Below are 12,811 nucleotides of genomic sequence, written 5' to 3'. Positions count from 1 at the left end.
GTTAACACTATGTCACGTCCTGTGCGCGCGTCGGTTAACCGACAGGCGCTGCGTCATAATCTGTCTGTGGTGCGTCAGGCCGCGCCGCAGTCACACGTATGGTCAGTGGTCAAAGCTAACGCCTACGGACACGGCATTGCCCGCGTCTGGCAGGCGCTGGAGAGCACCGACGGTTTTGCGTTACTCAATCTCGAAGAGGCTATTCTGCTGCGCGAGCAGGGATGGAAAAAACCGATTCTGCTGCTGGAAGGTTTTTTCCACGCAGACGATCTGAAGCTTATCGATCGCTACCGGCTGACCACCAGCGTGCACAGTAACTGGCAAATCAAAGCGCTGGCGACCGCACAGCTCTCTGCTCCCGTGGATGTTTACCTGAAAATGAACAGCGGTATGAACCGGCTCGGTTTTCGCCCTGAACAGGTGCATAACGCCTGGCAAAAACTGCGTGCGCTGCCGGGGGTAGGTGAGATCACGCTGATGGCACATTTCGCTGATGCCGATAATCCCGAGGGGGTAGCCGGGCCACTGCAACGCATTGAGCAGGCAGCTGAAGGCCTGAACTGTCCGCGTTCGCTCGCTAACTCCGCCGCCACGTTGTGGCACCCGCTTACGCATTATGACTGGGTTCGCCCCGGCATCGTGCTGTATGGCGCCTCACCCAGCGGTCGCTGGCAGGATATCGCCGGTACCGGGCTGCAGCCGGCTATGACGCTGAGCAGTGAAATTATCGGCGTGCAGCAGCTGACAGCGGGCGACGGCGTCGGCTACGGCTATCGCTACCGGGCCAGCGGAGCGCAGCGGATTGGTATTGTGGCCTGCGGCTATGCAGATGGTTATCCGCGCCATGCACCTACCGGCACACCGGTATCCGTTGGCGGCGTACGCACCCGCACCCTGGGAACGGTGTCGATGGATATGATGATGATCGATCTCGAACCCTGTCCGCAGGCGGGTATCGGCACCGCCGTTGAGCTGTGGGGTAATGACGTGAAGATTGATGACGTTGCTGCAGCGGCCGGCACGGTCGGGTACGAGCTGATGTGCGCGCTTGCCCCGCGCGTGCCGGTTGAGGTTATTTAAGCGCGGTCACGCTGCCGCGTATTTTACGGCTGCAGCGCCAGGCAATCAGTGCCAGCGCTGCGCCAGTCAGCATCATCAGGGCCAGTGACGATTTTTCCGCGACCGGCAGGGCAACAATTAGCATGCTGCCGCCAGCGCCTCCCGCCATCTGAATAAAGCCCTGCAGCGCTGCGGCTACACCCGCCTGCTGCTGATAGGGTTCCAGCGCATAGCTGGTGGCCGGGCCAACGGTAAAGGCAAGGCCTGCCACCGAGACCGCCACAGGGATCATATAGAGCGCCCAGTGAGGCTGCCATTCAGCAGGCAGAAGGTGAGCGCCCGCCAGCAGCAGTATTGCCCCCAGCAGCATCGTAATAAAGCCCATCGCCAGACAAAATGGCCGGCCCGCTTTGCGGATCGTTTTATTCACAAAGGCGCTGACCAGCATGATCCAGAAGCCGTTGGCCCCAAAGGCAAATGAGAATTGCAGCGGCGTCAGGCCGCCTTCAGTCATCAGCACATGCGGAGCCAGAGAGACGTAGGTCAGCACCATGCCCAGCGCGCCTGCATTGGCAAACGCAAAAGCGAGAAAGCGCGGCTGGCGCAGAATCGCGCCATATTGCGCCAGCGGCAATCCCTTCACCCGCAGCGTATCCGCCGGCCGGGTTTCCGGTAAGGCCACGATCACCAGCAGGCCAATCGCCAGCGCATAGCTGCACAGGAACCAGAAAGGTGCACGCCAGCCATAGGCTTCCGCCAGAAGGCCGCCCAGCAGCGGTGCCAGAGCCGGAACGATGTTTAGCGCGCCATTCAGAAATCCGTAAGCGCGTGCCGCCTCATCGCCGCTCAGGCGATCGCGTACGCCGCTGAATGCCACCACCGCGCTGCAGCAGACGCCGCAGCCCTGAATAATGCGGGCCAGGAAAAATACCGGCCAGAGCGTGGCGGTTGCCGCAACGGCGCTGCCCACGATATAGAGCAGCAGGCCAGCCAGCGCCACGGGCTTGCGGCCAAAGTTGTCCACCAGCGGACCCGTCACCAGCTGACCTATGCCCATCACCAGCAGGAACAGCGGGATGGTAAGCTGGATCAGGCTCACCGGGGCGTTAAGGCCATCGGCAATCTGCGGCAGAACAGGCAGGTAGAGATCAATACCGAGCGGAGCCAGCAGCACCAGACTCAGCAGAATAAGCGTAAATTTTTGCATGAAGAACCAGAAACGTCCTGTTAAACAGGCGAGAAGGGTAATGAGTCTGCGGATAAAAAGAAAGCGCTAAAGTGAAAAGGCGATGCCTGCCGGACGGCAGGCATCGCACAGAGAGCGGTCAGTAGGCACCGTCGCGGCGCAGTACCACGCCAGCGGTTTTAAACAGAATGGCAATATCGGTCCACAGCGCCCAGTTTTTTACATACCAGGAATCAAAATAGACGCGGGTGTCATAATCGATATCATTACGACCGCTTACCTGCCATAAACCGGTCATACCCGGTTTGGCCATCAGGTAGTAATCAACGTCACCGGCATAGCGCTCCAGTTCAGCTTCGATAACCGGACGCGGCCCCACCAGGCTCATCTCTCCGCGGATCACGTTCCAGAGCTGCGGCAGCTCATCGAGGCTGGTTTTACGCAGGAAGCCGCCGATGCGGGTAACGCGCGGATCGTTTTTCAGCTTAAAGTCACGATCCCATTCGGCCCGCGCCTCTTCGCTGGTGGCCAGCAGCGCCTGCAGGACGTCCTGCGAATTGGTAACCATAGAGCGAAACTTCAGGCATTTAAACTTTGCGCCATCCTGACCTACGCGCTCATGACCGTAGATAGCGTTACCGCCATCGCGTTTCACCATCCAGCAGAGCAGGCCAAATATCGGTGCGAGAAACAGCAGCAGCAGCGACGCTACCACAATATCAAAGGTGCGCTTCAGGAAGCGCGATGAGCGCTTGGCCAGATTATTGCTGACGCGCAGAATCATCACTTCGTGACTGAAGATAAATGACATATCGGTACCGTAAAGCGGTACGCCACGCAGCGTCGGGATCACTGAGACAGAGCGGCATTTCATTCTGGAGAGAAACTTCAGCCAGTGATCGCGCACCGCCTGCTGTTCATATTCGGTCGCCACGATAAACTGCGTGTTATCGCGATCCATGGTCTGCCAGTTAATATCCTTGCGGGTGATAACCGGCACGCCGTTGAGTTTATCCGGGGAGTTTTCATCATCCAGTGAGATAAACGCCTGCACGTTATAACCAAGGATCTCTTCACTCTGCAGCGCGGCATAGGCTTCCAGGGCATTTTTGCCTGAGCCGATGATAATGGTCTCTTTCTGCCACTGTCCTGCACGGCTGATCGCCCGTTTTACCATTGCGCGCATCAGCGGCAGCAGCAGCAGCGCCCAGCTCCAGCTGAACACCCAGACCATGCGTGAAAAGTCCCATTTTGAAAAGGCAATCAGCGCCAGATCCAGCAGTGAAAAAACAAACAGCGTTTTAACCACTTCTTTCAGCTCAAACCAGAAAGGTTTGCGGTAGGTGTAGTGCCGCATCCGGACCCAGAACCAGGCGGTGCAGAGTACCGAGAGGCCAAGCTGCGCGATAAACCGGTACTCAATCTGCTGCGGCGGAATAAAGCTGTCCAGCTCTCCCCAAATCCCCTGGACGGTAGCCGCGGATAAAAACAGCGCCAGATTAAGTGCAATAAGATCGGAAAGACTTAATGCGACTTTAGCAATGAGATTTTTGCGCAGGCCGCTCCATGAGCGGCTTGCGTCATTCATTACAATTGTACTTGCCATAACACCCGCTCTCTTTTCTTAAGTAAAAGATGGCCTGACCAGAATCAAGTACGCGCTCAGGGTTAATGGCTGACAGGAAAAATAACGTTTGTTATCAGCACACTAACCATTAGTGATCACTCAAGCGCTGCACGGCAAGGGCCGGATAAGACGTGATACAAGTCACGAAAACAGCAGCAACGTTTACGAGTATGCAAGAGGAATCTGACGGAGTTAATATGGAATTACTCTTAAAAGGAAATTATTGACCTGAGGGGCTATCAGCTATGTTATTGAAAACAGAGAGATGGTGATGAAAAAGAGGACAAAAACAGCGTTTTTTTTCAGCAATTTTTAGGAATCACCGCCATACGCAGGCATGACGGTGTGGTGAGATCAGGCGGGGCGATTGAGTACCCAGCGATCCTGCTCTTTATCGTAGTGGCCAATTTTCAAATCGACAGGCTCGCCATCAATCCACGCCGGCACGCTGGTCTCATGATCCCAGCCATCAAGCTGATAGCTCAGGCCCGGGTTAGTCTGGCAGGGGATAGAGACGGTATCAGGTTTATCGCCTCCCATCTCCGCATCAACAATTTCATAGCGACCAATTTTGACTACCGTTCCCATTTTTTGCTCCCGTTTGCTGACTGATAAGTAAAATCATAGTCGCTGCTGACCGCTTCAGGGGCGCTAAAACCTCAGATTATTCTCGCTCTTCGCTGACGCGCACGCCGACTTTCATGATTTTATTATCCTCTTTTTCCGCGACGGTCCAGGTCAGCTGCTTCCACTCCACCTGGTCACCTACCACCGGCGTGCTGCCGAGCAGGCTCATCACCAGCTGCCCCAGCGACTGTTGATCGCTGGTTTCATCATCCAGCTCCAGGCCATAAATCTGTGCCACGTCCCGCAGGCGTGCATCAGCGTCGAGAATAAAGTCGCCGAAAAAGCGCTGGTCAAGGGCCACCGGCGGCGTCTGACTGAACATTTTACCCAGCGCCGGTAAATCGCGCTCGCGGCCTATGACGCACAGTACATCACCCTCTTTTAGCCGGGTAGCGCCGCTGGGATGCATCAGCGTGTTATCGCGGAACAGCGCCGCAATGCGCGTTTCACGCGGCATTTTGAGATCGCGCAGCGCCGCGCCCACACACCATTTGTCGGCATTGAGCTGGTAGACAAACTGCTCCCACGGATTTTCCGGATGGATATCAAGCCCGATACGGCTGACAGGCGAGGCGAGCGGCGGAACAACCACTCTGGCGCGTTTCGCTGCGTACCCCAGCGACGTTCCCTGCAGCATCAGCGATACCAGCACCACAAAGAAAGCGATATTAAAATAGAGTCTGGCATTCTCCAGTCCCGCCATCATCGGAAACACGGCCAGGATGATCGGCACGGCGCCGCGCAGGCCGACCCAGCTGATAAAAATACGTTCCCGACCGGTGAATCCTTTGAAAGGCAGCAGTCCGACCAGTACCGAAAGCGGGCGGGCCACCAGAATCAGCCATAGTGAGAGGATCATGGCCGGCAGGGCGATGTGCCACAAATCGGATGGCGTCACCAGCAGCCCCAGCACAATAAACATGCCGATCTGGCTGAGCCAGGCCATGCCATCAAACGTTTGCAGAATGCCGTGGCGATTGCGGATAGGGCTGTTGCCCAGTAAAAAGCCACACAGATAGACCGCGAGGATCCCGCTGCCCTCCATCACCGTGGTCAGCGCGAATACGATAATGCCACCGCTAAGCGCCAGCAGCGGATAAAGCCCCTGAGCCAGGCTGATACGGTTAACCAGCTGCTGCAGCGCCCACCCGCCGCCGAGGCCAAAGACGATGCCCAGACCAAACTGCTGTACCAGATGTACCACAAACATCCAGCTCAGGCCGCTCTGACCCTGCTGGATCATATCAATCAGCGTGATAGTCAGAAATACCGCCATCGGGTCGTTGCTGCCCGATTCAATCTCCAGCGTAGAGCTGACGCGTTCGTTGAGGCCTTTATCACCCAGCAGAGAAAAAACCGCTGCTGCGTCCGTTGAGCCGATAATGGCGCCAATCAAAAATCCCTGCATCAGGTCGAGTTTAAACAGCCAGGCTGCAATCAAACCGGTCAGGCCGGCGGTGATCATGACGCCGACTGTTGCCAGCGACAGCGCCGGACCGAGCGCGACTTTCAGCGAGCTGGCTTTCGTGCGCATGCCGCCGTCCAGCAGAATAACCGCCAGCGCAAGGTTGGAGACCAGATAGGCTACCGGGTAGTTATCGAAGGCGATACCGCCGATGCCATCCACACCGGTCAGCATACCGAGCGCGAGAAAGATCACCAGAATGGGGATGCCAAGACGCGAGGAAAATGAGCTCAGTAAAATGCTTGCAGCGACCAGCACGGAACCAATAATAAAAAGACTGTAAATCATGCTGGTATTCAATAGCATTCTCCTGCAACCGGGGCAAAACTGACAAGCACGAACAATTCGTACAAATAAGTTCAAAAGATAATGCCTTATCAACGGCTTGTCAGCGCTTAATTTCCTGTTTTTTGTTTATGCGAGCTATGATGACATTAAACAGGAAAATCCTGCAACAGGCGGGTCGTTTTGCGGGTAAACAGGTCGTAATCAGATATAAAAAAGCCGGTCAGTGACCGGCTTACGATTCAGGCCTCGGCAGCCTGCTTGTGGAAAAGCTCCCGGAATACCGGGTAGATATCTTCAGGTTCACGAATATGCTGGATAGCAAAATTGTCAAACATAGCCTGTAAGTGTTCATATTCGCGCCACAGCGTCTGGTGGGCCCGCCGGGTGATCTCGATATAGCTGTAATAGCGTACCACCGGCAAAATATGCTTCGCCAGGATCTCGTGGCATAACGGCGAATCATCTGCCCAGTTATCTCCGTCTGATGCCTGCGCCGCATAAATATTCCACTGGGACGGGTCATAACGTTCTTTGACCACCTCATCCATCAGCTTCAGCGCGCTGGAAACAATGGTGCCGCCGGTTTCCTGCGAGTAGAAGAACTCCTGTTCATCCACCTCTTTTGCCTGCGTATGGTGACGGATATACACCACTTCAACGTTTTTATAGGTACGACTCAGGAACAGGTAAAGCAGAATATAGAACCGTTTGGCCATATCTTTGGTGGCCTGATCCATAGAGCCTGAGACGTCCATCAGGCAGAACATCACCGCCTGACTGGAGGGTTCAGGACGTTTTTCAAAGTTTTTGTAGCGCAGATCGAAGGTGTCAATAAACGGCACCCGTTCGATACGCGCGCGCAGTTCAGCAATCTCATGACGCAGTCGATCCTCTTCAAGCAGCTGGGCCGGCTCGCTGTTTTCAACTTCATGCAGGGCAGCTTCCAGCTCATGCAGCATACGGCGCTTGCCTGCTGTCATAGCCGTACGCCGGGCGAGCGAGTTCTGTAATGAGCGTACCACGCTGATATTGGCCGGGACGCCGTTTGAGGTAAACCCGGCACGGTGCGTTTTAAACTCATTGAGCTGGCGATGCTGATTTTTGCGCAGGTTCGGCAGCGCCAGGTCTTCAAACAGTAAGTCGAGATACTCATCTTTCGATATCTGAAAGACAAACTCATCCTGCCCCTCACCATCCTGGCTGGCGTTGCCCTGACCACTGCCGCTGCCGCCCGCGCCGCCCTGAGGCCGCTCGACACGGTCATTTTGTACAAAGTGATCGTTGCCGGGATGAACACGATGGCGGCTTCCGCCGCGACCCTGATGAAATACGGGTTCATTGATGTCATCAATCGGGATCGACACCGACTCACCACTCTCTGTATCGGTTACCGAACGCTTGTTGATGGCCTCGGAAATCGACTGCTTGATTTGCGACTTATAACGGCGCAGAAAGCGCTGCCGGTTGACCGCACTCTTGTTTTTACCGTTGAGACGCCGATCGATAAAATAGGCCATGGTTTCCCCTCAACTGCAGTGTAAGCCAGGCCGGAAAGGGTTCTCCGGCCTGATTAACGGCACGCAAGGCGCCGGGCTTACGGATCGATTATGACGATTTACGCACGCGGAGATACCACTCGCAGAGCAGACGCACCTGTTTGCGGGTATAGCCTTTCTCCATCATACGGTCGACAAAATCATCATGTTTTTTCTGCTCATCGGTAGACGTTTTAGTATTGAACGAGATAACCGGCAGCAGCTCCTCAGTATTGGAGAACATTTTTTTCTCAATGACCGTGCGCAGTTTCTCATAGCTGGTCCAGTTTGGATTACGGCCGCTATTTTGCGCCCGGGCGCGAAGAACAAAGTTGACGATTTCATTACGGAAATCTTTTGGATTACTGATGCCGGCTGGTTTCTCTATCTTCTCCAGTTCCGCATTAAGCGACTCACGGTCAAACAGTTGTCCGGTATCCGGATCGCGATACTCCTGATCCTGGATCCAGAAGTCGGCATAAGTGACATAGCGGTCAAAGATATTCTGACCATATTCTGAATAGGACTCCAGATAAGCGGTCTGGATCTCTTTACCGATAAACTCCGCATATTTCGGAATTAAATAACCCTTCAGATGCTCCAGATATTTCTCTGCCTGATCCTGCGGAAACTGCTCCCGCTCAATCTGCTGCTCCAGCACGTAAAAAAGATGAACCGGGTTAGCCGCCACTTCAGTGTGATCAAAGTTGAACACGCGCGACAGAATTTTGAAGGCAAAACGGGTTGAGAGGCCATTCATCCCTTCGTCGACGCCCGCGTAGTCGTGATACTCCTGCCAGGATTTTGCTTTGGGATCGGTATCCTTCAGGCTTTCACCGTCATACACCCGCATTTTCGAGTAGATGCTGGAGTTTTCCGGCTCTTTCATGCGCGACAGGATAGTGAAACGGGCCAGCGTTTCAAGTGTGCCAGGGGCGCAGGGCGCAGTGGTGAGATCGCTATGGTTAAGCAGCTTCTCGTAAATCTTGATCTCTTCTGAAACGCGCAGGCAGTAGGGCACCTTAACGATATAGACACGGTCGAGGAAGGCTTCATTATTCTTATTGTTGCGGAAGGTGACCCACTCCGATTCGTTGGAGTGCGCCAGAATAATGCCGTTAAAAGGCAGAGCGGAAATGCCTTCAGTACCGTTGTAGTTGCCTTCCTGCGTAGCAGTCAGCAGCGGGTGCAGCACCTTAATCGGCGCTTTGAACATCTCTACGAATTCCATGATGCCCTGGTTCGCGCGGCAGAGCGCACCAGAGTAACCATAGGCATCCGGATCGTTTTGCGCATGATTCTCAAGCTTGCGAATATCAACCTTACCTACCAGCGCGGAGATATCCTGGTTGTTTTCATCACCGGGTTCAGTTTTAGCGATAGCCAGCTGTTCCAGAATCGATGGCCATACTTTTACCACTTTAAAGCGGGTGATATCGCCACCAAACTCATGCAGACGTTTTGCTGCCCACGGCGACATAATGGTGCCAAGGTAACGCCGAGGTACGCCATACTCTTTCTCCAGAATATTGGCATCTTCCTGCGGATTAAACAGGCACAGCGGATGATCGTTAACCGGGCTGCGTTCGCCATCGGCACTCAGTACATAAATAGGCACGCGCTGCATCAGCGCTTTTAAACGTTCAGCGAGAGAGGATTTACCGCCGCCCACCGGACCGAGTAAATAGAGGATCTGCTTCTTCTCCTCCAGCCCCTGCGCCGCATGTTTCAGGTAGGAGACGATCTGTTCAATCGCTTCCTCCATACCATAGAACTCTTCAAACGCCGGGTAACGGCCAATAACACGATTCGAGAAGATACGGGAAAGGCGTGGCTCCTGAGCGGTATCAACCATAACGGGCTCACCAATAGCCGTTAACAGTCGTTCTGCCGCATTGGCGTATGCACTGCGATCCTGCTTACAGATAGTAAGAAATTCCTGCAGTGTGAACTCTTCGTCCTTGGCAGCTTCATAACGCTGACGATAGTGATCGAATATATTCATAGCGATGCCCGTCCTGTTAGAATTGTTGGGAACAATAAGCGTAACCTTACAAACAGTGGTGCCAACCTCTCAATTTTAAGGATATAAATCTCTCTGCTTCTCTATTGTTATGAGCGTGTATCGGATAAAGATCAAGTAGTAAGTGGCGCAGGATTAAACGATTAGCGCACAAAAAACGCGCAAATTTCCGCATATTGTTTTAAGCCACGATCGTTTTGCGAAATATTCGCCTGTGAGGATGGGAGACGGCCTGTAAAGATGCCAACAACTCTGTTCGGTATAAGCTGCGTAAATTTCTGCAAGATGTGAAGAGCGGCAGAATTAGCCATTACGGTTAACAGCAGATTGCCTCTGTTGCAAAATATTCGCTAGACTGCAAAAGCAATTAGTGACTTAACAGGCAAAATATATAGTGAACACCTTTAAACTTTCTGCGTTTATGCTGCTGTCTCCCGCGCTGGTGACCGCATTTACTGCTCATGCTGACCCGCTGTCGCTGGGCGCCTCTGTTATCTATGCTCAATCGCCTTATCGTGGCGGACAGGATCGCTATCTGCCCGTACCGGTTATCAACTATGAAGGCGAAAACTTCTGGTTTCGCAGCCTGCAGGGCGGCTATTACCTGTGGAAAGACCCGCAGAATCAGCTGTCGCTGACGCTGCTCGGTTCGCCACAGCAGTATGACCCGGATGATAACGATCTTGGCGATATGAAATCTCTGGATAAGCGCCGGATGACGTTAATGGCGGGTGGCACTTATCGTCATGTTGCAGAGTGGGGCATCCTGCGCACGGCATTACTGGGTGATGTGCTGAATAACAGTAATGGCATCATCTGGGATCTGACGTATCTCTACCGCTTTGAGTTTGGCGCATTCAGCCTGACGCCCGGTATCGGGGCCCTGTGGAACAGCGCAAATCAAAACCGTTACTACTACGGCGTTTCTTCGCATGAGAGTGCCCGTAGCGGTATCGCCACCTACCGGCCCGATGACAGCTGGTCGCCCTATGTCGAGCTGAACGCCAGCTACCAGCTTACCCAAAACTGGAACGCCAGTTTTTCCGGGCGCTACACCCGCTTTGATGATGAGGTTAAAGACAGCCCGATGGTCGATAAAAACGGCCAGGTCACGCTCTGGACCGGCCTCAGCTACAGCTTCTGATGCACTATCGCAACGCCTGATATCAGGTGTTGTTTTTTTATAGCCGTACCGCGCAGGAGGGATGATGCAAAACGTCTGGATCAATGGTGCTTCGCTGCCCGCTATCGGGCAGGGAACCTGGTATATGGGGGAAAACCCCGCGCTGCGTGCTCAGGAGATCGCTGCGCTGCAGGCGGGGCTTGCTGCCGGATTACAGGTGATAGATACGGCCGAAATGTACGCTGACGGGGAAGCTGAGAGAGTGGTGGGTGAAGCGCTGCAGGGACGACGTGATAGCGCCTGGCTGGTTTCCAAAGTCTATCCGTGGAACGCCAGCGAAGCTGATATCACCGGAGCCTGTGAGCGCAGCCTGCAGCGACTTAAAACCGACTACCTCGATCTTTATCTGCTGCACTGGCGCGGTAATATCCCGCTGGAGGAGACCCTTCGCGGCATGGAGAAACTGGTGGCGCAGGGAAAGATACGCAGCTGGGGCGTATCAAATTTTGACAGCGATGATATGGAAGAGCTGTGGGCAGAAGAGGGCGGCTTCTCCTGCGCGACGAACCAGGTGCTGTATCATCTTGCATCCCGCGGCATTGAGCATACGCTGCTGCCGCTCTGCCAGCAGCGCGCCATGCCGGTAATGGCTTATTGCCCGCTGGCCCAGGCGGGGCGGCTGCGACAGGCGCTGTTTGATAATGCGCAGCTGCTGGCGCTGGCACGGGATAAGCAGATTAGTGTGGCGCAGCTGCTGCTGAGCTGGGCGATCCGGCATGAGGGTCTCATAGCGATACCTAAAGCAGGCAGCGTCGCGCACGTTCAGGAAAACGCTGCGGCGCTGAACATCACGCTCAGCGCCGAAGAGATCGCGTTGCTCGACCAGCTGTTTCCTGCTCCGCAGCAGCGCGTGCCGCTGGATGTGGTTTAAGCTGGCTTAGCGCTGCGCACGCGTAAGGTTGTCCCCAGGCGGGCAGGTGTTTCGCCCGCGCTTTTTAGCGGCTTAGTGATGCGCGCCGTCTCGACGCAGACCATGCGCTTGTAGCCATCATTCGGCATATCCGCCATGCTGCAGGAGAGTTCAGGACCTGGGTTCCAGGTGACAACGTCACTTTGATAGTGATGATAAACTTCAATCTGCCTGCCGCCGCTGCTGTCTTTGATCACGCTGCACTCGTCAGGCGCAGTATAAATACGGTCAATCCGTCCCGGGTAGCGCTGTACGCCGCTACTGTTTTCACCCGGTGAGTTATCCGCCACTTTATCGATAAACGTCTTACCCAGCCCGCTGACTGCGGTCTCAGCGATATCCGCTACGCTAAAATAAGCATGCAGCGCGGCTGTCGCGTCGAAATCGCCCCAGGCTTCAAGTTCAATCTCGCACTGATCGGCCAGCCGGAAACGGGCCAGCAGCGTAAAGTCGTGAGGCCAGAGCTTTTTCGTCTGGCTGTTACTTTCCAGCGTAAAGGTCAGCATGACGGCATCGTCATTTTCATCGTGTGCTGTCAGCGTCCATGGCTGGGTGCGGGCAAATCCGTGAGCCGGTTCACCGGCAGGGCCAAACCACGGCCAGCAGATCGGCACGCCGCCGCGAATCGCTTTACCTGCTTTAAACGCACTTTTATCACTCAGCCAGAGAACAGGCTGCTGACCGCTGGGCTGCCAGGCGAGCAGATGCGCGCCCTGAAGCGCGATAGCCGCACGAACTTTCGGATGACTGATAATCACGACCGGCAGGTCATCCTGCTGACGCAGCGACAGGTAAGGGGTTATCTGCTCTGTCACAGGCAGTGTAAAAAGCGTATTTGGCATCGTTCAGCCTCTGTTTATCTGGTCGAAAAAAAAGGGCGACCGAAGTCACCCTTATTGATATAGCCT

General features: G+C 54.7%; 10 protein-coding genes. 3 read left to right on the top strand and 7 right to left on the bottom strand.

Annotation, left to right across the window (positions count from 1 at the left end; genetic code table 11):
- The first annotated feature begins 9 nt into the window (after positions 1–9).
- On the top strand, positions 10–1,080 hold the full coding sequence (gene dadX, locus F3J39_RS05180; protein WP_039384712.1) for a catabolic alanine racemase DadX: 1,071 nt from the start codon (positions 10–12) through the stop codon (positions 1,078–1,080).
- Here dadX and F3J39_RS05175 read toward each other — a convergent pair.
- From F3J39_RS05175 to yeaG, 6 genes are all read right to left on the bottom strand, one after another.
- Positions 1,073–2,266: a multidrug effflux MFS transporter gene (locus tag F3J39_RS05175; RefSeq protein WP_039384710.1), complete on the bottom strand. Its 1,194-nt coding sequence runs from the start codon at positions 2,264–2,266 to the stop codon at positions 1,073–1,075. The two genes, dadX and F3J39_RS05175, sit on opposite strands and share 8 nt — an antisense overlap.
- Positions 2,267–2,384: 118 nt before the next feature.
- Positions 2,385–3,851, bottom strand: coding sequence for an undecaprenyl-phosphate galactose phosphotransferase WbaP (gene wbaP / locus F3J39_RS05170; RefSeq protein WP_166713884.1), 1,467 nt, complete (start codon positions 3,849–3,851; stop codon positions 2,385–2,387).
- Positions 3,852–4,226: 375 nt separating this feature from the next.
- Positions 4,227–4,460, bottom strand: a complete 234-nt coding sequence (locus F3J39_RS05165; RefSeq protein WP_039384706.1) for a DUF1480 family protein — start codon at positions 4,458–4,460, stop codon at positions 4,227–4,229.
- A 76-nt stretch (positions 4,461–4,536) separates the two neighbouring features.
- Positions 4,537–6,264: a potassium/proton antiporter gene (locus F3J39_RS05160; protein WP_039384705.1), complete on the bottom strand. Its 1,728-nt coding sequence runs from the start codon at positions 6,262–6,264 to the stop codon at positions 4,537–4,539.
- Between the two features lie 227 nt (positions 6,265–6,491).
- Positions 6,492–7,769, bottom strand: coding sequence for a YeaH/YhbH family protein (locus tag F3J39_RS05155; RefSeq protein WP_039384703.1), 1,278 nt, complete (start codon positions 7,767–7,769; stop codon positions 6,492–6,494).
- Positions 7,770–7,857: 88 nt separating this feature from the next.
- Positions 7,858–9,792, bottom strand: a complete 1,935-nt coding sequence (gene yeaG, locus F3J39_RS05150) for a protein kinase YeaG (protein WP_065649162.1) — start codon at positions 9,790–9,792, stop codon at positions 7,858–7,860.
- 439 nt (positions 9,793–10,231) lie between these two features.
- Here yeaG and F3J39_RS05145 point away from each other — a divergent pair, with 439 nt between their 5' ends.
- Both F3J39_RS05145 and F3J39_RS05140 read left to right on the top strand, forming a co-directional pair.
- Positions 10,232–10,954: a MipA/OmpV family protein gene (locus F3J39_RS05145; RefSeq protein ID WP_104085354.1), complete on the top strand. Its 723-nt coding sequence runs from the start codon at positions 10,232–10,234 to the stop codon at positions 10,952–10,954.
- Between the two features lie 64 nt (positions 10,955–11,018).
- Positions 11,019–11,864: an aldo/keto reductase gene (locus tag F3J39_RS05140; RefSeq protein WP_104085077.1), complete on the top strand. Its 846-nt coding sequence runs from the start codon at positions 11,019–11,021 to the stop codon at positions 11,862–11,864.
- Here the strand turns inward: F3J39_RS05140 and F3J39_RS05135 are convergent.
- Positions 11,861–12,745 (bottom strand): D-hexose-6-phosphate mutarotase, encoded by an 885-nt coding sequence (locus tag F3J39_RS05135; RefSeq protein WP_039384696.1) that lies wholly within the window; start codon positions 12,743–12,745, stop codon positions 11,861–11,863. The two genes, F3J39_RS05140 and F3J39_RS05135, sit on opposite strands and share 4 nt — an antisense overlap.
- Between the last annotated feature and the right edge of the window lie 66 nt (positions 12,746–12,811).

It is taken from the genome of Pantoea sp. Acro-807 (assembly GCF_011752675.1).
Taxonomy (GTDB): Bacteria; Pseudomonadota; Gammaproteobacteria; order Enterobacterales; family Enterobacteriaceae; genus Pantoea; species Pantoea eucrina.
The sequence above is the reverse complement of the archived record's forward strand: the minus strand, read 5'-3'. Positions and strand labels throughout refer to the sequence as shown.

Excerpts from the sequence above, each read along its gene's own strand:
- dadX (WP_039384712.1), top strand. The coding sequence starts at position 10 with ATGTCACGTCCTGTGCGCGCGTCGGTTAACCGACAGGCGCTGCGTCAT.
- F3J39_RS05175 (WP_039384710.1), bottom strand. The coding sequence starts at position 2,266 with ATGCAAAAATTTACGCTTATTCTGCTGAGTCTGGTGCTGCTGGCTCCG.
- wbaP (WP_166713884.1), bottom strand. The coding sequence starts at position 3,851 with ATGGCAAGTACAATTGTAATGAATGACGCAAGCCGCTCATGGAGCGGC.
- F3J39_RS05165 (WP_039384706.1), bottom strand. The coding sequence starts at position 4,460 with ATGGGAACGGTAGTCAAAATTGGTCGCTATGAAATTGTTGATGCGGAG.
- F3J39_RS05155 (WP_039384703.1), bottom strand. The coding sequence starts at position 7,769 with ATGGCCTATTTTATCGATCGGCGTCTCAACGGTAAAAACAAGAGTGCG.
- yeaG (WP_065649162.1), bottom strand. The coding sequence starts at position 9,792 with ATGAATATATTCGATCACTATCGTCAGCGTTATGAAGCTGCCAAGGAC.
- F3J39_RS05145 (WP_104085354.1), top strand. The coding sequence starts at position 10,232 with ATGCTGCTGTCTCCCGCGCTGGTGACCGCATTTACTGCTCATGCTGAC.
- F3J39_RS05140 (WP_104085077.1), top strand. The coding sequence starts at position 11,019 with ATGCAAAACGTCTGGATCAATGGTGCTTCGCTGCCCGCTATCGGGCAG.
- F3J39_RS05135 (WP_039384696.1), bottom strand. The coding sequence starts at position 12,745 with ATGCCAAATACGCTTTTTACACTGCCTGTGACAGAGCAGATAACCCCT.